Here is a 22,671-nt window from a genome sequence, read left to right as displayed (position 1 = left end):
TTTTTTCGTTTTCGAACGTATGTGTGCTACAATAAATTAGAGAATAAGTGTAGAAAAGGAGCGATGATTTTGAAGAAGCTCGTATTAATTGACGGCAACAGTATTGCCTATCGTGCGTTTTTTGCTTTACCCCTTTTAAATAATGATAAAGGTGTTTATACAAACGCGGTTTATGGTTTTACTACTATGCTAATGAAGATTATAGAAGAGGACAAGCCGACACATATGTTAGTTGCTTTTGATGCTGGAAAAACGACATTTAGGCATAAAACATTTAGTGAATATAAAGGGGGACGTCAAAAAACTCCACCAGAGCTTTCGGAGCAGTTTCCACTCGTTCGTGAGTTGCTTGATGCTTTTCAAATTAAACGATTTGAAGCGGAAAATTATGAAGCAGATGATATTATCGGCACGTTTGCAAAAGAAGCTGCCGGTGAAGAGTGGCAAGTAAAAATTTATACAGGTGATAAGGATTTACTTCAACTCGTTTCAGACAATGTCACAGTGTCATTAACGAAAAAGGGAATTTCTCAAGTTGAGGAATATACCCCTGCTTTTTTACATGAAAAATATGGACTTGAACCAAAACAAATTATCGATATGAAAGGTTTAATGGGAGATAGCTCAGATAATATTCCAGGGGTTCCTGGTGTCGGAGAAAAAACAGCCCTTAAACTTTTAAAAGAGTTTGGAACGATTGAAAAGGTATTGGACTCGATTGAGCAAATTTCAGGCAAAAAGATGAAGGAACGGCTGGAAGAAAATAAAGAGCAAGCGATGATGAGTAAAGATTTAGCTACGATTTTTCTAGAAGTTCCTCTTGATATGGATCTCAATGATTTAGGTTTTGGTGAATATGAAAGCAAGGACGTCGTACAGTTTTTTAAAGAACTAGAATTTAAGTCCTTATTAGAGAAATTTGCTCCAGATGAACAAATGGATGAAGTGCAGGAAAAAGTGGAGGATTTGCAATTTGAAATCTTAACAGATATCAAAAAAGAGCAATTAAGCAGTCCAGCTGCTTTAATTGTTGAGGTTTTGGATGAGCATTATCATCAATCAGAAATAATCGGAATTGCTCTAGTTAACGAGACGGGTCGTTATTACCTTTCTCCTGAGACGGCTCTTCAGTCCGAAGTTTTTAAAGCATGGTTAAAGGATGAAACAAAGAAGAAATGGATTTTTGATGCCAAACGTGCGGTTGTTTTGTTCGGATGGCAAGGTGTAGAACTTACTGGAGTCGAGTTTGACTTATTAATGGCTTCCTATTTACTTGACCCATCTCATTCTTCTCACGATATGGATGACATCGTTCAACGTAAAAATGGGGGTTATGTGCAATCAGATGAAGTCGTTTATGGAAAAGGAGCTAAACGGAAGGCTCCGGAAGAAGAAGTGCTAGCGGAGCATTTGGTGCGTAAAGCACAGGCAACTTTTGATTTAAAAGAGCCACTTGAAAACGAACTAAAAGAAAATGAGCAATTTGAACTCTTTTATGATTTAGAATTGCCATTGTCGCTTGTTTTAGGTCAAATGGAATTAACTGGTGTTAAGGTTGATAAGGCACAGCTCGTTCAAATGGGTGAGGATTTAGAGGAGCGTCTCAGTAAGCTAGAACAGGACATTCATGAGCTAGCAGGTCAGTCATTTAACATTAATTCACCAAAGCAGTTAGGGGAGATTCTGTTTGAAAAGCTAGAGCTTCCACCGATAAAAAAGACGAAGACAGGCTATTCAACTTCAGCTGATGTGTTAGAGAAGCTAGCAGGTAAACATGAGATCATTGACCATATTCTTCATTATCGTCAATTAGGGAAGTTGAATTCAACGTATATTGAAGGGTTATTGAAGGTAATTAAAGAAGATTCTAGTAAGATTCACACGCGCTTTAACCAAGCCTTAACCCAAACAGGACGATTAAGCTCAACGGATCCGAATTTACAAAACATCCCGATTCGTCTAGAGGAAGGACGAAAAATTCGTAAAGCTTTTATCGCTTCGGAAAAGGGATGGAAAATCATTGCTGCCGATTATTCACAAATTGAGTTAAGAGTGTTGGCTCATATTTCTGGGGATGAAAAGCTTAAAGAGGCATTCCAAGAAGATATGGACGTTCATACAAAAACAGCGATGGATGTCTTTCATGTAAAAGAGGATGAAGTGACTAGCACCATGAGAAGAAGTGCAAAGGCAGTCAACTTCGGAATCGTGTATGGAATTAGTGATTATGGATTATCACAAAGTTTAAATATTACCCGTAAGGAAGCGGCTGAATTTATTGAGCGATATTTCCAAAGTTATCCGAAAGTGAAACAGTATATGGATGAGATTGTCGAGGAAGCTCGTGAATCGGGTTATGTTGCAACGCTTCTGCATCGTCGTCGCTATTTACCGGAATTAACAAGTCGTAACTTTAATTTAAGAAGCTTTGCGGAAAGAACCGCAATGAATACACCGATTCAAGGGACAGCCGCTGATATTATTAAAAAAGCAATGGTTGATATGGGGAATGAGTTAGAGGGAGGAAATTGGAAAGCTCGCTTACTCTTACAAGTACACGATGAACTCATCTTTGAAGTGCCAGATGAAGAAGTGAATGACTTTTTGAAGGTCATTACAGATGTGATGGAAAATGCGGTGGAATTAGATGTTCCATTAAAAGTAGATGCCGAAATCGGCGAAAGCTGGTACGACGCCAAGTAAGGAGAGAAGGAAATGCCTGAATTACCTGAGGTAGAAACAGTAAAGCGGACATTAACCGAATTAGTTGTTGGCAAAACAATTAAAGAAGTAGAAGTGCTCTGGCCAAAAATCATTAAAAAACCTGACGATGCAAAAATATTTCAAGAAATGTTGCAAGGACAAACCATTGCGGGGATTAATCGCCGTGGAAAGTTCTTGATCTTTCAATTAGATGATTATGCCCTTGTTTCTCATTTGAGAATGGAGGGGAGGTACGGTCTCCACCAAAAAGGAGAGGAACGAACAAAACATACTCATGTGATCTTTCACTTTGAGGATGGGACTGAATTATGGTATCAAGATGTCCGAAAGTTTGGGACGATGCACCTTTTCCTTAAGGGAGAAGAGGAGACGGCTACTCCGTTACTTGGTCTAGGAGTGGAACCATTTTCAGAACAATTTCAACAAAACATTTTAAGGTTGGCTTTTGAAAAAACACAGCGAAAAGTCAAAGTTGTTTTGCTTGATCAAAAAGCAGTTGTTGGATTAGGGAATATTTATGTAGATGAGGCTCTTTTTCGTTCTGGGATTCACCCAGAACGCCTAGCTTCATCAATTACCGATGAGGAAATCATCATTCTCCATCAAAAAATTCGAGAAACGTTACAAGAAGCCGTCGACATGGGAGGAAGCTCGGTTAAATCCTATGTGAATGGTCAAGGGGACATGGGGATGTTTCAACAAAGGCTTGATGTTTATGGTCGAAAGTCATTGCCTTGTAATGTTTGTGGAACAGAGATACTAAAAACAGTTGTTGGAGGTCGTGGAACTCACTTCTGTCCAAGTTGTCAAAAATAATGTACCTCGGAAAGGCTCCTTCCATATACTATCCTATTGGAACGTAAGGAAGGAGCGGACCTGTAGTGGGAGTTTTTACATTATTGGCGTTAGCACTTGCGGTGAGTTTAGACAGTTTTGGTGTAGGGTTAACTTATGGGTTGAGAAAAATGAAGTTGCCAATTAAATCGTTACTATTTATTGCCTCTTGCTCAGCGATTGTGATTTTCATTTCAATGGGGCTTGGAAATGTCATCCAACAGTGGGTTTCACCAGAGGCCGCGGGGTCTATTGGTGGGGTTATTTTAATTTTTATTGGATTATATGCGTTATATCAAGTATTCAGGAAAGAAAAAGAAGTACCAACAAGGCAAGAACCGATTATTTGGAACTTTGAAATCAAAATACTTGGAGTCGTAATTCGAATTTTACGGCATCCAATGTCAGCAGACTTAGATGATTCGGGTACAATTAGTGGAAGGGAAGCTTTTTTATTAGGAATGGCTCTTTCATTGGATGCATTTGGAGCAGGTTTAGGAGCGGCGTTGCTTGGGGTATCCCCTCTTTTATTAGCTATATCAGTCGCCTTTATGAGTGCGTTCTTTTTAACGATCGGAATGAGGTTAGGGCGTAGATTTTCAGCATCGGCACTGATGCAACGTTTCTCTTTTATACCTGGTTTACTTCTCATCATTTTAGGAGCATCAAGTTTGTTGGGATAAGGAGTTTAACAATTTATGTCACTAATTATTGGATTAACAGGCGGAATTGCCAGCGGAAAGTCGACGGTATCAACTTATTTAAAACAAAAAGGAATTCCGATTGTTGATGCGGACAAAATTGCTCGGGAAGTGGTTGAACCTGATGAAGACGCCTACAAGAAAATTGTTGAAACATTTGGTGAAGAGGTAGTCACCTCAGATGAGACCCTTCATCGAAAGCGTCTCGGTGAAATTGTCTTTAATGATCCATTAGCGAGGGAAAAACTAAATAAGATTGTTCATCCAGCTGTACGTCAAAGAATGGTCGAAGAAAAAAACAGATGGCTAAATGAAGGTTATCAAACAGTGGTCTTAGATATTCCGCTTTTATTTGAAAGTGATTTATTCCATTTAGTTGATAAGGTTTTATTAGTTTATGTAGATGAGGAAACTCAATTATCTCGTTTGATGGCACGAGATCAATCAACCAAAGAGGCTGCATTAAAGCGAATTCAAGCACAAATGCCGTTAAAAGAAAAAGTGGAGCGAGCGGATGCCATTATTTCTAATAATGACGTATTAGAAAAAACGTATGAGCAGATTGAACAGTTAATATCAGATTGGAAAATATGTGCACCTTCACCGTAAAAAGATGAAGGTGTTTTTTGTTTTTGCTTTTTAGTTCTGGGACTATGGAGAATCGATGTGACGGTGGAAAAATAAAATACAGACTTCATCTGATATTTTGTTTAGAAACGGTTAAGCTAAAGGATGATTGGGGTTAAGGTAAATCGGTGTAAAGTTCCAATTGTCTAAATTCGCAAAAAGCAAAAGGAAAATTAAAAATTCCTGTTGCATTCGTGAATTAAAACAAGTATACTGATTTTCGTGAACTTCAATTAAAGCAAAATTGATATGTCTAGCTACAGAAAGGGTTAGGACCTCTCTGGACTAACTTTCCCCCGTGTGGTTGAACGTATCTACATGCTTGAGAAGGCATGAATATTTTTTGTAAAGGGGGATTCAACTTATGGACACAATGGGTCGTCACGTTATCGCAGAATTATGGGGTTGTAATGTGGAGAAGTTGAATAATATGAACTATATCGAGCAGGTGTTTGTTGACGCAGCTTTAAAAGCTGGAGCGGAGGTTAGGGAAGTAGCCTTTCATAAGTTTGCTCCACACGGAGTGAGCGGAGTGGTTATTATTTCTGAGTCTCATTTGACGATTCACAGTTTCCCAGAACATGGATATGCAAGCATTGATGTATATACATGTGGGGACATTATTGATCCGAATGTCGCATCTAATTATATTGCTGAAGCTTTAAATGCAACAACATCTGAGGTAATCGAAGTGCCACGTGGCATGGGACCAGTTAAAATTGAAAAAACAAAAGTACAAGCATTGTAATAGATGTTAAGAAAAAAAGAGAAGGGAGACCTTCTCTTTTTTGTCCCTTTTATTCAAATCCTTTTTTTCTTCTCTACCCTTAGCACATCAGGTCTTTTCATTGTCTAATCGTAAAAAAAGGCAACGGATAGTTGACCAAAAAAAACATTCTCTATGATATAATATTGTTTATACATAAATGAAGAGATGGGTGGTATTATGGGATTTCGTGATGTGATTGTATTTATTTCAAGTAATCGTACGGAAACTAGAGAAGCACACCAAAATGACCAATTAAAAACAAGGTATTATAAAGGTTCAAAGGAAAAAGTAATGGAAGCTGTTGAGCACCTTATTAAAAAAAATGGGTTTCATGTGAAGAGAGCAGAATTGGAACGCGGTGAAATCATTGGGCAACAACAAAAAGGAACCAAACAGCTCATTATTGCGACAGTTATTACCGTCCGCCCTTTTAAAACGGCAGTAGATTTTTCCATTTCAACAGACTCTCTTTTACCAACGGATTTTGGGAAAAGTAAAAAGCAAGTGATTTCCTTTTATGAACAGCTTGATAAAACTCTTACCTTTATTGGAACCGGAATTGGTGATGAATTATTGTAAGACTTGTCATGCCGGAAAAATTTTTATAAAATAATAGTAATAAAAAAGGTTCGGTTTTATGAGGGTTGAGCATTTGATGACTATTTGAAGAGATTCGATGTCTGTCTGATCAAACTGAAGTTGTTTAGAATGATTCATGATGTTTATCGAATAATAAGATGAATGATGCCTAATAATAGGTCATGGTTAAAAACTGGAGATGGTTATATGCGATGTCCAACTTGTCATCATAATGGAACAAGAGTGCTAGACTCAAGACCTAGTCATGAAGGTCGTTCGATCAGAAGACGAAGAGAGTGTGAAGCTTGTAACCAGCGATTTACCACTTTTGAAATGATTGAAGAGGTTCCATTAATTGTTGTTAAAAAGGATGGGACAAGACAAGAATTTAGTAGAGATAAAATCCTGCGTGGATTGATTCGGGCATGTGAAAAGCGTTCGGTCTCACTTGAAACGCTTGAGAACATTGTCAATAATGTCGAACGTGATTTACGTGGTAAAGGTTCAAATGAAGTACAAAGTCATGATGTTGGCGAATTAGTGATGGAGCAATTAGCTGATATTGACGATGTCGCTTATGTACGGTTTGCTTCAGTTTACCGACAGTTCAAGGATATTAATGTGTTTATAAAAGAACTAACTGACTTAATGAATAAAAATCGTTAATCCTTAAGGAGCTTAAGGCGCACGTCGCTGAGGGCTCTTTTTCAAATCGTCCATATCTTTAAATGAAAGTAGAGGGAATAGATTTATGAGTTGGCATTGGAAGGAACTTATCCCAATTGATCGGTTTACCGTTCGTCTGACAACACCGTTAAGTGATACTGATAAGAATGTCTTAACCCTCTTATATCAGCCATTGATCGGGGCGTTAGCAAGTAGTCTCTATATGACGCTGTATTATTTATTAGAAAAAGACCAGTACTGGTGTGAGGAACATACTCATAGGCAACTAATGGGGCAAATGGGTTTAGATTTACAAACTATTTATGAAGAGCGAAAGAAATTAGAAGCAATCGGTTTATTAAAAACATTTAAAAAGAGCCATGAGGAACATTCAACATATTTGTATCAACTGAGGGCACCGATGTCGCCAGCGCAGTTTTTTAAAAATGATGTGTACAGTGTTTTTTTGTATAATCGAATTGGAAAAAATCATTATTTACAATTACGGGAACGTTTTTCTTTGGAGAAAATGGATGAAACTAGTTATGAGGAGCTAACGTATTCATTTGGTGAAGTGTTTACGTCGTTGCAGCATTCAGAGCTTTCTCCTACTTCTAGGTCGGAAACCTTGTCAGATGTAAAAGGACAAACGGATATGCAATTTATTGATAACGAACGCGAGGATTCTATTAAGATTTATGATTCGGAGTTTGATTATGAGTTAATGAAGAGGGACCTTTCTTCCTTTATTGTTCCTGATAAGGCGATTACTCCCGAAGTGAAGGACTTAATTTTACGTCTTGCTTTTGTGTATCAAATTGCTCCTTTAGAGATGAGCCGGATTATCTCACAAGCAATGGTTCATGATGAAGAAATTAATCTTATTGAATTAAGAAAGAGAGCACAAGAGTGGTACAAGATGGAGAATGGAAATGAACCTCCTGCTTTAGGAATGAAAACTCAGCCGTTAAATCAGCGCGTCAATGAAAACAAACCGACAACTGAAGAGGAAAAAACGATTCATTTTTACGAAACGACGCCACCCCTTTTATTATTAGAAATTCGTTCGGATGGCTCGAAGCCAGCAGCTGCTGATGTTAAAATTATTGAGTCTTTGTTAATCGACCATCAATTAAATCCAGGTGTTGTTAATGTTTTGATGGATTATGTGCTTTGGCAACATGATATGAAATTATCAAAAGCCTTTATTGATAAAGTCGCAGGGCATTGGGCTCGCAAAAAGGTTAAAACGGTTCCTGAAGCAATGAAGCTTGCGAAGTTTGAGCAAGAGAAAAAGAAAGCTGCAGAGCAGAAACAGGGCACGACCAAACAAGGGCAAAGAAAAAATTCAAAGCAACAAGGACGACAAGAACAACTGCCTGATTGGTTGGTTAAGGATAGAGAGCAAGAAAAGAAACAGCAAAATCGTGGTGGAACTGAAAAAGAGGTAGAACAGAAACAATCAGAACCTGAACCAAATTCGGATGCAAAAAAGCGATTTGAAGCAATGCTGAAGAAGTTAAATAATGGATAGATAAAGGTGGTGACATATGATGAGAACGATTCAATCAGCTTTTAATCAGTGGGACGACGGAGGTAATTTGGATAAAAAATTGGAGCAGGCCAAAAGTGAGTTACTTAAGGATCCGATCGTTCAAAAGGCACTCATTAAGAAACCAGAGCTTACCGAAGAAACACTTGAACAAGGGTTAATTAAATTATTTGAATATCAAAAGGAACGCCACCATTGTGAACAGTGTCCAGGTTTAGAAAAATGCCCGAATATGATGCAAGGATATCAACCTGAACTAGTCATAAGTCGAGGACATTTGGATTTAACTTACCACGCCTGTTCTTTAAAAGCACATGAAGTTGAACGGAGAAAACGAAATGATTTAATTAAGTCTCTTTATATTCCTAGGGAAATATTCGAAGCAGATTTCCAAACGATTGATTTTGATGGTGAACGGGCAGATGCGATTGCTGAAGCGATCGAATTTGCAGGAAATGTGAACCCTGGGGAGGATCCGATGGGGCTTTATTTATACGGTCGTTTTGGTGTCGGCAAAACGTATATTGTCGGAGCGATTGCTAATCAGCTAATGAAGCGTGGAGTTGAAACGTTTACTGTCTATACACCAGACTTTTTTACAGAAATGAAAAATTCGATCGGAAATGGAACTTTTCAAGAGAAATTAAACTCTGTCAAAAAAGCAAAGGTCTTAATTTTAGATGATATTGGAGCAGAAACGATGTCACCTTGGGTACGTGATGAAGTATTGGGTTCGATTTTACAGCATCGAATGTTTGAAAAACTTCCGACGGTTTTCACCTCGAACTACAATTACGAAGGACTCGAAAAACACTTAATGTATTCTGATAAAAGTGGTACTGAAGAGTTAAAAGCTTTACGGATTATGGAACGAATCAGGCATTATACAAAATTGATTACGATTGAAGGGAAAAACCGTCGGCAAACATAATTTTGCTTGGCGGTTTGCTTGCTCTCCATTAGGATGACTTTCCAATCTTCTTCGCTTTCCGAAAGGTCGATTTTGTGATACGATGAACATATTCTAGATTGTTGATGGAGGTTTAAAAATCATGAGCATCGATGTAATTCTGAATCGTGCATTGGATGGAGAACGTATTTCAATGGATGATGCCGTGAAACTCTATGAAAGTGATGAAGTTGAAAAAATTGGTGAAGTCGCCAATCAAATTATGAAAAAATGGCATCCAGACCCCGTTACAACTTTTGTCATTGGACGTAATGTAAACTATACAAACTTTTGTGACACATATTGTAGTTTTTGTGCCTTTTATCGTCCTCCTAACTCAAAGGAAGGCTATGTCTTAGATAACGAAATTATTTTCCGTAAAATTCAAGAAACAATTGATGTGGGTGGAACAGAAATTTTAATGCAAGGTGGAACAAATCCCAATCTTAAGCTTGATTATTATACTGATTTGTTAAAAGCGATTAAAGAACGTTTCCCGAACATTTGGATGCATTCTTTTTCACCAGCAGAAATTTGGAAAATTGCTGAGGTTTCTAACCTTTCAATTGAAGAAGTATTGTCCGAGCTTCATAAAGCCGGTCTTGATAGTATGCCTGGTGGTGGTGCTGAAATTCTAACAGAAGAAACGAGATTAAGAGTCAGTCGTTTGAAAGTAACATGGGAGCAATGGATTGATTCGATGAAGGTTTCGAAAAAAGTAGGCATGCATGGAACGGCTACTATGGTTATCGGTTTTGGTGAATCTTATGAAGAACGTGCTTTACACATGCAACGTGTTCGTGATGCCCAAGACGAAACAGGCTGCTTCACAGCTTATATCTCTTGGTTATTACAGCCAGAAAATACGGCTCTACGTAAGTATAAAAAACTAACAGCGCGTGATTATTTGAAGAATGTCGCGATTTCACGTATTTTCTTAGATAACATTAAAAATTTCCAATCATCATGGGTCACGATGGGACCTGAAGTCGGAAAGCTTTCATTAGAATATGGTTGTAATGACTTCGGCAGTACGATGATGGAGGAAAACGTCGTTTCAGCTGCGAATACGACACATAAAGTGAATACCAATCAAATTTTGCAACTTATTCGTGAAGCAGGAAAAATTCCAGCTCAACGTGATACTAGATATAACATTATCCGTACATTTGAAGAAAACGAATCCGCAGAAAAAGATTTTATTATGCAAAACTAAATTTGTGGACGTATGATATGAAAAAGGATAATCAATCAAAAAAACTTAGCAGCTTTTATTAGCAGCTAGGTTTTTTTATTGCTTATTTCGGCTATTAACCCTACTCCCCCTCGTATAATTAGGAAAAAAATTTTTTAACCTGTCATGATTTATTTTGGACAACATAGGATGGAAGTAGGCGAACAAAAACGAGCATACTGAACCGAGATAATATAAGAATTGATAGGTACCTTTGGTTTAAACGAATAAAAGCGGAATTCGTATAAATATCTAGTAATGTGGATGTTTGAGCTGCGATATTCGATTGAACCGATAGGGGAAGGAGGAATAGGTGTTGATAGCTATTCACTTTGAAGAGGAACAGCATTGCCAGCAATTATTTCAGCAATTACGTGAGTATTTTAAAAAGTTTTCGCATGTGGGGTTAGAGGCATCGGTTGCTTTAGATGGGAATGAGACGATTCATTTACATTATCATAATAAGTATGTGAGCTTTTATGATTCCTTTCACCCATTTGTGACGTCTGTTTTAACGGATTATGTGATTCGCTCGAAGGAAGAGGAATGGATATTAGACATTATTGAATCGGTGTTTTTCTTTCATGATGAAGAGGAGCAACAGCAAATTTTAGCTATAGCGAAATCGATTTTAGAAGGGGATCGAGATGATCTACCTGCATTGCTTCCCTTTTTTGATCGACATGAACATATTTATCAAGCGTTTGCGAATAGTTTGGATGAAGAGACGACTTTTTATTATGAGCCCTTTCTTACCTTTCGTTTAAAGAGCTATGGGGAAATGTTAATTGATTGTGTGGAAATGGCGATTGATGAATATATGCTTGAGCAAGAATATCAAAACATGATTGAAAGTTTTAGACAATTTATTCAAAATGAACAAGCGAAATATGAACTTATTTACGTCGTTCATGATAATCAAAAGTTTACTTTTTATGATTCAACTTTTCGTAAAGTGACACAGGAAGAAATTTTATTTTATCTTGAAGTCGATTTAATATTTGAACAAGGTTTGAATGTGGAGGAAATGGTCATTAGTCCTTTAGTGAGCCTTGTACCAAAAAAAGTGAAGGTCTTTTCCGACCATTCAGATGATGGTGTGATCCTTTCACTGCAGGCCATTTTCCAAGAACGATTACAAGTCTATCGTCTGTTTGATTTTATGAATGAAAAAAATATATAAATTAAACTTCCACTTGCATTTCTTTTGAACACTCCATATAATACTACATAACATAGTTACAGCGTAAAGAAGTATTGATGAGGACAAGAGGATTGCGAACCGGTTTGAAGAGAGGGTGACATTTGGTGAGAGTCATCTAATACGACGTGATGCTTACCACCTCTGAACTGCGACAGTGAAACAAGTTTGTTTGGAATAGCTGAAGCCGGCTCACAGCCGTTATCATGTATGAGAAGTCAGAACGTAGTATTACATTACGTGATGAGAACAAGGGTGGAAACACGACGATTACTCGTCCCTTATTTTTGGGATGGGTTTTTTTGTGTATAAAAAAGTCTAATGATAAGTACCTTTATAGCGTAACGAATTGAAATGGAGTGAAGAAAAATGGCAGAACAAATCGAAATCATTTTCCCAGACGGTTCAAAAAAAGAATTTGATCATGGTGTTTCTACTGAAGACATTGCTCAATCGATCAGTCCAGGATTAAAGAAAAAAGCATATGCTGGAAAAATAAATGGAGAGCTCGTTGATTTACGTACCCCATTAACAGAAGGTGGAAATATTGAAATCATCACAGCTGGAAGTGATGAAGCTCTCGAAATCATGCGTCATAGTACAGCTCACTTAATGGCTCAAGCGATTAAACGTTTATTTCCACAAACTAAATTTGGTGTTGGGCCGGTAATTGAAGGTGGATTCTACTACGATATTGATGCTGAGGAAAATTTAACACCTGAAGATTTAAAAGCGATTGAAAAAGAAATGAAAAAAATCATTGCGGAAAATGTAGAGATTAAACGAGTGGAAGTCAGTCGTAATGAGGCAGTCCAACGTTTTAAAGCGATTGATGATCCTTATAAATTAGAGTTAATTGAAGCGATTCCTGAGAGTGAGCAAGTAACGATTTATGAGCAAGGAGAGTTCTTTGATTTATGCCGTGGTATTCATGTTCCTTCTACAAATAAAATTAAAGAGTTTAAGCTTCTTAATTTAGCTGGTGCTTACTGGCGTGGCGATAGCAAAAATAAAATGTTACAACGTGTATATGGAACCGCCTTTTTTACAAAAGAAGATTTAAAAGAGCATTTACGCCTTTTGGAAGAAGCGAAAGAACGTGACCATCGTAAGTTAGGGAAAGAATTAGGGATTTTTGCCTTATCGCAAAAGGTAGGGCAAGGGTTGCCGCTATGGTTACCAAAAGGGGCAACAGTTCGCCGCATAATTGAGCGTTACATCGTTGATAAAGAAGAACGTTTAGGCTACCAGCATGTTTATACACCGATTTTAGGTAGTTCAGAGTTATATAAAACATCTGGACATTGGGACCATTATCAAGATGATATGTTCCCGGTGATGGAACGTGATAATGAAGAGTTTGTGCTTCGTCCGATGAACTGTCCGCATCATATGATGGTTTATAAACAAGACATGCGTAGTTATCGTCAATTACCATTACGTATTGCTGAACTTGGGATGATGCACCGCTATGAGATGTCTGGTGCGGTATCAGGTTTACAGCGGGTTCGGGGAATGACTTTAAATGATGCTCATATTTTCTGTCGTCCCGATCAAATTAAAGAAGAGTTTTTACGTGTTGTTCATCTAATTACAGAGGTTTATAAAGATTTTGGTATTGATAAATATCAATTCCGTTTATCATATCGTGATCCAGAAGATAAAGAGAAATATTTTGATGATGATGCGATGTGGAATAAAGCACAGGGGATGTTAAAAGAAGCAATGGATGAGCTTGATGTCGATTATTATGAAGCAGAAGGCGAAGCGGCATTCTACGGTCCGAAACTGGATGTTCAAGTTCGTACAGCTTTAGGAAAAGATGAGACTTTATCGACTGTGCAATTAGATTTCTTATTACCGGAGCGTTTTGATTTAACATATGTTGGAGAAGATGGCCAGCAGCACCGTCCAGTCGTTGTCCATCGTGGCGTTGTTTCGACGATGGAACGTTTTGTTGCTTTCTTACTCGAGGAATATAAAGGGGCTTTCCCAACTTGGCTCGCTCCAGTGCAAGCACAAATCATCCCGGTTTCTCCAGAAGTGCATTTAGATTATGCGAAAAAAGTTCAAGAGCAATTACAAGCGATTGGAGCACGTGTCACGATTGATGAGCGTGATGAAAAGCTTGGCTACAAAATTCGGGAAGCGCAAATGCAAAAAACACCTTATATGCTCGTATTAGGTGATCAAGAAGCAGAAGCGAATGCTGTGAACATCCGTAAGTATGGGGAGCAGAAATCAGATTCTGTTTCGTTAGAACAGTTTATTGAACAAATGAAATTAGAGATTACAAAATAGTTTTGATGAGGACAAAAGGTAAAACGAGACGATTTTGCAGAGAGGAAAGTGAAGGTGAGAGCTTTCTAATACGTCGTTTTACTTACCACCTTTGAACTGCTTTCGTGAACCGAGTAGAAGTAATGGAAGCCGACTCACACCCGTTATCGTGTATGAGGAGTCATATTCTGTATGGGTATGGAAACAAGGGTGGAAACACGACGAACACTCGTCCCTTTTTAGGGGATGGGTGTTTTTTATTTGCTGTTTTTTAATGATTTTAGCAGAGGAGTGATTTTAAATGTCAGAATTAATTGAAATTGTTTTACCGGATGGGTCGAAAAAAGAAATGGTGAAAGGGGTAACACCAGAAGAAATTGCCCTCGCCATTAGCCAAAATTTAAAGAAAAAGGCTGTTGTTGGAAAATGGAATGGGGAGCTCATTGATTTAAGACAACCACTTTTTAAAGGAGGAAAATTGGAGGTTGTTCTTGAGGGAACGGAGGAAGCTTTAGATGTTATGCGCCATAGTGCAGCTCATTTATTGGCTCAAGCATTAAAAAGGCTGTATCCAAATGTACAGCTAGGGATAGGACCGGTGATTGAAGATGGTTTTTATTATGATCTGGAGTCCGAAAAAAATATCTCTATGGAGGATTTGCCAAAGATTGAAAAGGAAATGAAAAGAATTGTAGCTGAAAACCTAGAAATAAAAAGAATTGAAGTTAGTCGAGAGGAGGCACTAAGGAGATTTACTGAAATGGATGATCGCTACAAGCTCGAACTTATTGATGCGATACCAGAAGGCGAACAAGTTTCAATTTATGAACAAGGCGAATTTTTTGATTTGTGTCGTGGAGTTCATGTTGCCCAAACGAGTAAAATTAAATTTTTTAAATTATTAAATGTAGCAGGTGCCTATTGGCGAGGCGATAGTCAAAATAAGATGCTACAAAGAATTTATGGGACAGCTTTTTTTAAAGAAGATGAGTTGAATAGTCATTTAGAGATGATAGAGGAAGCGAAAAAACGTGACCACCGAAAATTAGGGAAGGAATTAGAGCTGTTTATGTTCTCAGAAGAAGCTCCTGGTATGCCTTTTTATTTACCAAAGGGACAAATTATTCGTCATGAGCTTGAGCAATTTTCAAGAAAGATGCAAAATCGGAATGGCTATGATGAAGTAAGAACACCATTTATGATGAATCAGCGTTTATGGGAAGAGTCAGGCCATTGGGAGCATTATCATGAAAATATGTACTTTGCCAAAGTCGATGAGCAAAATTTTTCCTTAAAACCGATGAATTGCCCTGGTCATATGTTGATTTATAAACAAGCGTTGCGTTCCTATCGTGATTTACCGATTCGTTATTCTGAATTTGGGCAAGTTCACAGGCATGAATCAAGTGGTTCTTTAAATGGTATGTTTCGGGTTCGGTCTTTTTGCCAGGATGATGCCCATGTTTTTGTGAGGCCCGATCAAATGGAAGAAGAGATTAAAGGGATGATCCAATTAATTGATCAAATTTATCGAGCGTTTGGTTTTGATTATTCGATTGAACTTTCGACTCGTCCAAAAAAGGCAATGGGATCTGATGAGATATGGGAAAAAGCTGAAGTTGCCCTTAAAAATGTCTTGGAGGTTAGTCGATTTCCATACCAATTAAATGAAGGTGATGGAGCTTTTTATGGACCAAAAATTGATTTTCATATACAAGATGCTTTAAAAAGAAGTCATCAATGTGGAACAATCCAGCTTGATTTTCAAATGCCGGAGAAGTTTGGTTTAGATTATATTGATGAAAATAATAAAAGGGTTAGACCAGTCGTGATTCACCGAGCCATTTACGGTTCTATCGATCGTTTTATTGGGATTCTAACAGAGCATTTTGCGGGAGCATTTCCGACTTGGCTTGCACCTGTACAATGTAAATTAATCCCTGTATCTTTGGATGCTCATTTAAGTTATGTTAAAGAAGTGGAGATGGAATTGAAAGCGTATGGTCTTCGTGTTGAAATCGATACGCGTGAGGAAAAATTAAACTATAAAATTCGTGAAGCCCAAATGCAAAAAATACCTTATACACTCGTTTTGGGTGATAAAGAAGCTTATGCCAATACGGTGAATATTCGTAAGTATGGAGAGAAAAATTCAAGCGTAGTCCCACTCGATGATTGGATCACGAACTTAAGAAATGAAATAGATAATCAATGGAATAGATGAGTGGACTAAAAACGGGAGACCTGCGGAACGTGTAGGGTATACTGCTCGCGGAGTAAGACAAATTAAGCTCATATCCGGTATTTCTCAGTGGTCTCTGTATATCAAGTGACACAGGAAGATAACGTTCTCACTTTCAGCTCTCTGTGTGCTTATATACCCAAAAATGAAGCAAATTAAACATGAAAATAGTGGATATCTTAAAAAAATGTCAATTTCCCATTGCATTTATTGAAAAGATTCGTTAAAATAACAAGGTCAGTCATTTTGAGTTGACACTCTTCAATTGATCGTGATATAGTTATTTAGAATCGAATATGGAAACAAAGCAAGCAGAAGCGCCCGCTTCTCACCTGATTGACGCTCATTGAGCAGTTGCCAGGTATGATGGGATTCATGATTAGTGAATGTACAAGTGTGGGCGTCTAGCGCCTACACTTTTTTTATTGCCTTAAAGCGATAAAAAAAGGTTATTTTCCCTAAAGCATGGGAATGCAATGCTTTGATCCGCTAAAATCTTTTGGAGGTGGCTGATTATTAGTAAAGACATGTTAGTCAATGAAGGAATTCGTGCTCGTGAAGTACGTGTCATTGGAGCTAATGGTGACCAAATCGGTGTGAAGACAAAGCAAGAAGCACTTGAAATGGCCCAAAACGTTAATCTTGATTTAGTGTGTGTCGCTCCAACAGCGAAACCACCTGTATGTCGAATTATGGACTACGGAAAGTTCCGTTACGAGCAACAAAAGAAAGACAAAGAAGCGCGTAAAAAACAAAAGGTTATCAATGTTAAAGAGGTTCGTTTGAGCCCGACCATTGAGGATCATGATTTTAATACAAAGCTTCGTAACGCCCGTAAATTCCTTGAAAAAGGAGATAAAGTAAAAGCAGCAATCCGTTTCCGCGGACGTGCGATTACTCACTCTCAAATTGGTAAAGTTGTATTAGAGCGACTTGCTAAAGAATGCGAGGATATTGCGGTAGTTGAATCTAAGCCAAAGATGGAAGGTCGTAGCATGTTTCTTATCTTGGCACCACAAGCAGAAAAGTAACAGCTGAACTTTTATAATAAGGAGGACCTCAGTTATGCCAAAAATGAAAACTCACAGAGGCGCGGCTAAGCGTTTTAAAAAGACTGGATCTGGAAAGCTTAAGCGTGCTCACGCTTTTACTAGCCATATGTTTGGTAACAAATCTCAAAAGCAGAAACGTAAATTAAGAAAATCTGCTATTGTGCACTCAGGTGATTTCAAACGCATTCGTCAAATGTTAACGTACAAAAAATAATCAATCTGTTCGGATAAAAAAAGGAGGTAACTTCGATGCCAAGAGTAAAAGGCGGTTATGTCGCACGTCGTCGTCGTAAAAAGGTATTAAAGTTAGCAAAAGGTTATTACGGTTCTAAACATACATTATTTAAATCAGCACAAGGACAAGTTATGAAGTCCTTACTATATGCTTATCGTGATCGTCGTCAGAAAAAACGCGATTTCCGTAAGCTATGGATTACGCGTATCAACGCAGCTGCACGCATCAACGGTCTTTCTTACAGCCGTTTAATGCACGGTTTAAAATTAGCTGAAATCAATGTTAACCGTAAAATCTTAGCTGACTTAGCGATTAACGATGAAAAAGCATTTGCTGAATTAGCTTCTAAAGCTAAAGCTAGCTTAAATGCTTAATAAGAATAAATAAGGAAAAGAGTCGACAAAGCTAATATACAACTTTGTCGGCTTTTTTTCATTTAGAGAAAGGGGGAATAAAGATGATGCCGTTACTGCTTATGTATCTAGTAATGATTAACTTCATTGGTTACACGACCATGGCTCAGGATAAAAGGAAGGCACAAAGAAAAGAACGAAGAATCCCGGAAAAGACGCTCTTTTTTATTGCGATTATTGGCGGGAGTTTTGGTGTGTTTAATGCGATGAAGGTGTATCGACATAAAACGAAACATAAAAGTTTCACAGTCGGAATTCCACTCATTTTATTTGTACAATTTTTTATGGTCATCTTCATCTTCTTAGGGGAACGAACATAAACTATACGAGAAGGGGGGGCATCGAATGAACGAAAAAATTGAAGCGGCCAGGCAGTTTATTGAAGCTAGTGGTTGGCTAGCCCCATTCTTTTTTGTTGTACTACATATTATTCGTCCGTTTTTATTTATACCTGTCTTAATAACTTGTTTAGTAGGAGGATATATTTTTGGTACTTTATACGGATCGTTATATTCCGTTATTGGACTAACTTTAACAAGTCTTTTTTTCTATTTACTCATTCATTATTTTCCTAATTTCGGCAAGAAGCTCTCGCAACTTAAAGGGAAAATCTTGAAAAATGGCAATAAGTTAACGGATTTACAATTGATGGTGATTCGTCTCATTCCTTTTATTCATTTTCATTTTGTCTCCTTATATGTTTTTGAAACGACTAATCATTTTCGTGATTATGTGATTCGTTCCATTCTTTTTGTCTTACCACCGGCGATTATTTATACAGCGTTTGGTGATATGATTCACCAACTCCCATTAACAGGAACGATTACATTAACGCTTATTTTACTTCTTTGTTTATTAATCTTTAGAAAAAAAGAAGAAACAATTAAGTGGGCTGATTTTTTTCGAATGTAAAAAAGAAAGGGGCTGTGCTCAGACAGTCCCTTTAGTATTACCTCATTAATATTTTATTCCTCAGGTATTTGTATTCCTACACCATCATTATACCGTTGTGTGGCTTCTTCAATCACTTGTGCTCCCCCTTTATTTAACCAATTTTTAATAATCTCCTCATGATATTCGAGTGGTTTTCGACCTAAGATGATTTCAGCGGCACCTGTTAACCATAAGTCGGCCGGAACATCACTTCCAGGGCGAATCTCTGGATTTGATTGTAATGTATCTAAAGGTGGGTCAAAGAAAATACTGTCGCGACCTTCTTCAGCTAAAATGCCATCAAAGATCTCAATCAACTTTTGCCCATCGTCGGATTGCTCAAGGACGCCTCGTGTAAAAGTAGCATCACGTATTAGCCAGAGCCAGTAATTACGATATCGTTGTTCATTGATGCTATTAATGTCTGTTGGGACTGTATAATCTAAGTTCCCGTCCGAGGAAACGGTGTATGTGTCTCCTTCAAGGCCGAAAGTAAAGAAGTTCTCTGCTTCTTCAGATACTTGCCAGTCAAAGAATTGAATGAGACGTTTAATATCAACATCAGTACTATTATTAATTAAGAATGCACGTGTTGTTGAGTTGTAAAGGTAATGACCGCCTTTTCCGTCTGTTCCAACAGGAGAAGGAATAATTTCCACTCTAGCTTCAGGAATATTTGATTGAATTTCCTGTTCCCACGATAGAACTTCCTCAGCATTCATCGACCACATTCCAGCTTTCCCTGCAATAATGTTACTACGGTATACAGGTTGAGGTGTGGTTAAGAATTCAGGATGAATTAAGCCCTCTTCATACATAATTCGGTAAAATTCTAATGCATCTAATATTTTATCTCCGGCCATGAATTTAGGAACAACTTCACCTTCGTAGAATTCCCATTGATATGGATAAGCATCAAAGGCTCCAAAGAACGTGTCTGCATATTTGAATTGCTCCCGACCTTGATAAGGATTTTCTACACCAAGCTCCTTAAAGGCACGAAGGACGGCTAAATATTCGTCAGTTGTTTTAGGGATATCTAATCCTGTTTGTTCAAGTAAATCCATTCGAATCGCCATACCACGACGAGAACGATTGGCTAAATAATCGGGAATCGCATATATGATGCCATCAGCATCTGTAACCTGGTCCCAAGCTTCTTGTGGAACAACACTTAATAAATTTTGTCCGTGCTCTTCCAATAACTCATTTAAGGGCATAAAGACTCCAGCTTCAACTGCTCCTGCAAGCTCTGGTCCGTATAAGCCACCTGATACTTGGACTACATCGGGGATATCACCAGATGCCAGTAGTAACGTCATTCGTTCGACATACTCTCTGTGAGGAATTAGCTCAATATGGATATCTGAGTTCGTGAGATTCTCTAGCTCATGTACCCATTTGTCATTATTAATATCTGGATGGTTTTCGACATATTCAGTAGCAAGAGTTCTCATAGATATAGAAAATTCAAGTGGCTCATCTTGTTCATTTGTCGTTTCATTTTTACTCGTGTCATTACTTAATGAATCAGTGGACGTGTTATTGTTACTTGAACAAGCAACTAAAAAAATGAGAATGAAGAGCCAAATCAAATGGACAACGAAACGATTTTGCATAAAATGCCCCCCTAAGATATTGTAAGTGCTTACATTTAATAAACTAACAGGATATTATCAAAGAGTGAATGGATTCTTTTTAGGTATCTTTGTGTATTTTTAAGTCTCTACTTCTTAATCTTTAATACTTCCTAGCATAAAGCCTTTAATAAAATAGCGTTGGAGGAAAGGATAAATCATCAGAATAGGTATAGTCGCAACGACAATAGCAGCCATTTTAATACCTTCTGGTGAGCTTGAAAGCATTGTTGTAAAAATATCAGAGGTAGGATCCGCTACAAGAGAGTCATCGGCAATCATTTCTCTTAATTTTACTTGCAAGGGATATAATTTTCTATCACTAATAAACATTAAAGCGTGAAAATAAGTGTTCCAATGAAACACAGCGTAAAAAATACCGAGAGTTGCTAGTGCTGGCTTGGACAAAGGCAAAATAATTTGAAGGAGGATACGTAACTCGCTACATCCATCCATTCGGCTAGCGTCTATTAATTCTTGTGGGATTTGTAAAAAGAATGAACGCATGACAAAGAAATTAAAGGCACTAATGGAAGTAGGTAGAATCAACGCCCATAATGAGTTAAGTAACCCTAGCTGTTGGATTAATAAATAAGTAGGAATTAAGGGTGCTGAGAAAATCATTGTAAAAAGCACCATAAATAATAAATAACGTCGGCCGATAAACTCCTTTCTAGAAAGTGGGTACGCGAGAGAGGCAGTTGCAATTAAATTAAATAGTGTACCAAACACTGTAATAAATACGGTAACACCAAAAGACCTCCAAATACTCATATCTTGAAAGACAAAAAGATAATTGTCTAACGTAAACTGGACAGGAAAAAGGCTCACTTCTCCCCGATCGATCGCCCCAGAGCTACTAAACGATTGAGCGACGACATGTAAAATAGGGAGGAGCATTAGTAGTGAAATGAAAATAAGTAATGTGATATTTGAAAATAAAAATATTTTACGTGGCGTACTATCTTTAATGGCCATTATTATCCCCCTGTCTTAATATAAACTATTTCCTGTTGTCTTTTTACTTAAAAAGTTCGCCCCAACTAAAAGAATGAGACCGACGACTGATTTAAAAATACCAACAGCAGTCGTATAACTAAATTGATTTTGAAGGAGTCCAGCATGATAAATATACGTATCAAAAATCTCTCCATTTTCTCGATTTAAGGGATTTAAAAATACGTAGACACGTTCAAAGCCAAAATCTAAAAAGTTTCCAATTTGTAATAAAAATAAAACAGTAATCGTAGGTAAGAGGGCAGGTAAGGTGATACTCCAAGTTTGTTGCCAGCGATTAGCCCCATCTACTTCCGCTGCTTCATATAAATTCGGATTAATTCCAGCTAGTGCGGCTAAATAAATAATTGTACCCCACCCTGTATCACGCCAAATACCAGATCCAACGATGATGGAACGGATAAAACTATTGTCACCAAGGAAGTATTGTGACTCAAAGCCAAATAATTCTATCACTTTATTTACAAGCCCAGTAGAAGGAGATAAAATGCCAATAAAAATCCCACTAATAATAACCCAAGAAAGAAAATGTGGCATGTAGACAATTGTTTGAATCATTCGTTTAAGTACTAGTTTGCGAACCTCATTAAGCATTAAGGCGAGAATGATTGGAGCTGTAAAGCCAAAAAGTAAATCATAAAAATTAATTAAAAGTGTATTTTGGAGAATTCTTAAAAACTCTGAATAATTGAACATTTTTTCAAATTGTGCAAAACCAACCCATTCACTATCTCTTATACCTTTAAAAATATTGTAGTCTTGAAATGCAATGATGGAGCCGAGTAAAGGGATGTATTTAAAGATGATAAAATAAGCAACGCCTGGTAAAGCAATTAAATAAAGAGCTTTATATTTCCAAATCGATCTCAAATTGCGTCTTAACTTCTCTTTTCTCGCTATCTTTTTTATTGGTTGTGACTTGTCCGTTTCAACATGCATCGTCATATTACCCTCCTTTAATATAAAGCGAAGCCTCGTCGCTAAAAGCTGCGAGGTCTCCCGTCCCTCACTAATCCTGCAGGAGTC

The 22,671-nt window shown here is 37.6% G+C and carries 21 protein-coding genes and 2 other annotated features; of the genes, 18 read left to right on the top strand and 3 right to left on the bottom strand.

Translation table 11 applies throughout. The features are described from left to right. Positions 1 to 63: 63 nt before the first annotated feature. From polA to BALCAV_RS07370, 18 genes are all read left to right on the top strand, one after another. Entirely contained in the window at positions 64 to 2,703 is a 2,640-nt protein-coding gene (gene polA / locus BALCAV_RS07455; protein ID WP_040323772.1) for a DNA polymerase I, read from the top strand. A gap of 12 nt (positions 2,704 to 2,715) precedes the next feature. Further along, positions 2,716 to 3,540: a DNA-formamidopyrimidine glycosylase gene (mutM, locus tag BALCAV_RS07450; protein WP_004427273.1), complete on the top strand. Its 825-nt coding sequence runs from the start codon at positions 2,716 to 2,718 to the stop codon at positions 3,538 to 3,540. A 65-nt stretch (positions 3,541 to 3,605) separates the two neighbouring features. After that, complete coding sequence (ytaF, locus tag BALCAV_RS07445) at positions 3,606 to 4,241, top strand: sporulation membrane protein YtaF (protein WP_004427275.1); 636 nt, start codon at positions 3,606 to 3,608, stop codon at positions 4,239 to 4,241. Positions 4,242 to 4,256: 15 nt separating this feature from the next. Next, the gene (gene coaE / locus BALCAV_RS07440) at positions 4,257 to 4,868 is read left to right on the top strand and encodes a dephospho-CoA kinase (protein ID WP_004427277.1); all 612 of its coding nucleotides are present in this window, start codon (positions 4,257 to 4,259) and stop codon (positions 4,866 to 4,868) included. A gap of 382 nt (positions 4,869 to 5,250) precedes the next feature. Continuing rightward, positions 5,251 to 5,634, top strand: coding sequence for an adenosylmethionine decarboxylase (gene speD / locus BALCAV_RS07435; RefSeq protein WP_004427279.1), 384 nt, complete (start codon positions 5,251 to 5,253; stop codon positions 5,632 to 5,634). A 198-nt stretch (positions 5,635 to 5,832) separates the two neighbouring features. Next, the gene (locus BALCAV_RS07430) at positions 5,833 to 6,234 is read left to right on the top strand and encodes a hypothetical protein (RefSeq protein ID WP_004427280.1); all 402 of its coding nucleotides are present in this window, start codon (positions 5,833 to 5,835) and stop codon (positions 6,232 to 6,234) included. 207 nt (positions 6,235 to 6,441) lie between these two features. Further along, a complete protein-coding gene (gene nrdR, locus BALCAV_RS07425) occupies positions 6,442 to 6,900 on the top strand; it encodes a transcriptional regulator NrdR (RefSeq protein WP_004427281.1) in 459 nt (152 codons plus the stop codon). A gap of 85 nt (positions 6,901 to 6,985) precedes the next feature. Next, positions 6,986 to 8,434, top strand: a complete 1,449-nt coding sequence (locus BALCAV_RS07420) for a replication initiation and membrane attachment family protein (protein ID WP_004427282.1) — start codon at positions 6,986 to 6,988, stop codon at positions 8,432 to 8,434. 16 nt (positions 8,435 to 8,450) lie between these two features. Continuing rightward, on the top strand, positions 8,451 to 9,383 hold the full coding sequence (dnaI, locus tag BALCAV_RS07415; RefSeq protein WP_326938296.1) for a primosomal protein DnaI: 933 nt from the start codon (positions 8,451 to 8,453) through the stop codon (positions 9,381 to 9,383). Positions 9,384 to 9,504: 121 nt separating this feature from the next. Then, positions 9,505 to 10,617: a cyclic dehypoxanthinyl futalosine synthase gene (gene mqnC / locus BALCAV_RS07410; protein WP_004427284.1), complete on the top strand. Its 1,113-nt coding sequence runs from the start codon at positions 9,505 to 9,507 to the stop codon at positions 10,615 to 10,617. Positions 10,618 to 10,951: 334 nt separating this feature from the next. Next, positions 10,952 to 11,818, top strand: coding sequence for a putative sporulation protein YtxC (gene ytxC, locus BALCAV_RS07405; RefSeq protein ID WP_004427286.1), 867 nt, complete (start codon positions 10,952 to 10,954; stop codon positions 11,816 to 11,818). 387 nt (positions 11,819 to 12,205) lie between these two features. After that, entirely contained in the window at positions 12,206 to 14,137 is a 1,932-nt protein-coding gene (gene thrS / locus BALCAV_RS07400; protein ID WP_004427288.1) for a threonine--tRNA ligase, read from the top strand. After that, positions 14,131 to 14,356 (top strand) — a binding site (T-box leader). It overlaps the preceding gene by 7 nt. Positions 14,357 to 14,417: 61 nt before the next feature. Next, positions 14,418 to 16,340, top strand: coding sequence for a threonine--tRNA ligase (thrS, locus tag BALCAV_RS07395; protein ID WP_004427290.1), 1,923 nt, complete (start codon positions 14,418 to 14,420; stop codon positions 16,338 to 16,340). Positions 16,341 to 16,661: 321 nt separating this feature from the next. Next, positions 16,662 to 16,787 (top strand) — a sequence feature (ribosomal protein L20 leader region). Positions 16,788 to 16,885: 98 nt separating this feature from the next. Then, positions 16,886 to 17,389 (top strand): translation initiation factor IF-3, encoded by a 504-nt coding sequence (gene infC / locus BALCAV_RS07390; protein ID WP_004427292.1) that lies wholly within the window; start codon positions 16,886 to 16,888, stop codon positions 17,387 to 17,389. Between the two features lie 34 nt (positions 17,390 to 17,423). Further along, positions 17,424 to 17,624, top strand: a complete 201-nt coding sequence (gene rpmI / locus BALCAV_RS07385) for a 50S ribosomal protein L35 (RefSeq protein ID WP_004427294.1) — start codon at positions 17,424 to 17,426, stop codon at positions 17,622 to 17,624. 35 nt (positions 17,625 to 17,659) lie between these two features. Then, positions 17,660 to 18,019: a 50S ribosomal protein L20 gene (rplT, locus tag BALCAV_RS07380; RefSeq protein WP_004427296.1), complete on the top strand. Its 360-nt coding sequence runs from the start codon at positions 17,660 to 17,662 to the stop codon at positions 18,017 to 18,019. Between the two features lie 83 nt (positions 18,020 to 18,102). Next, positions 18,103 to 18,378, top strand: coding sequence for a DUF1294 domain-containing protein (locus BALCAV_RS07375; RefSeq protein ID WP_004427298.1), 276 nt, complete (start codon positions 18,103 to 18,105; stop codon positions 18,376 to 18,378). A 25-nt stretch (positions 18,379 to 18,403) separates the two neighbouring features. Beyond that, a complete protein-coding gene (locus BALCAV_RS07370; RefSeq protein ID WP_004427299.1) occupies positions 18,404 to 18,970 on the top strand; it encodes a TVP38/TMEM64 family protein in 567 nt (188 codons plus the stop codon). 53 nt (positions 18,971 to 19,023) lie between these two features. Here the strand turns inward: BALCAV_RS07370 and BALCAV_RS07365 are convergent, their stop codons facing one another. The 3 genes from BALCAV_RS07365 to BALCAV_RS07355 form a co-directional block, all read right to left on the bottom strand. After that, the gene (locus tag BALCAV_RS07365) at positions 19,024 to 20,610 is read right to left on the bottom strand and encodes an extracellular solute-binding protein (RefSeq protein ID WP_004427300.1); all 1,587 of its coding nucleotides are present in this window, start codon (positions 20,608 to 20,610) and stop codon (positions 19,024 to 19,026) included. Between the two features lie 114 nt (positions 20,611 to 20,724). After that, positions 20,725 to 21,606, bottom strand: a complete 882-nt coding sequence (locus BALCAV_RS07360) for a carbohydrate ABC transporter permease (protein ID WP_004427301.1) — start codon at positions 21,604 to 21,606, stop codon at positions 20,725 to 20,727. A gap of 15 nt (positions 21,607 to 21,621) precedes the next feature. Further along, entirely contained in the window at positions 21,622 to 22,590 is a 969-nt protein-coding gene (locus BALCAV_RS07355) for an ABC transporter permease (RefSeq protein ID WP_004427302.1), read from the bottom strand. Between the last annotated feature and the right edge of the window lie 81 nt (positions 22,591 to 22,671).

It is taken from the genome of Alkalihalobacillus alcalophilus ATCC 27647 = CGMCC 1.3604 (assembly GCF_000292245.2).
GTDB classification, from domain to species: domain Bacteria; phylum Bacillota; class Bacilli; order Bacillales; family Bacillaceae_D; genus Alkalihalobacillus; species Alkalihalobacillus alcalophilus.
The sequence above is the reverse complement of the archived record's forward strand: the minus strand, read 5'-3'. Positions and strand labels throughout refer to the sequence as shown.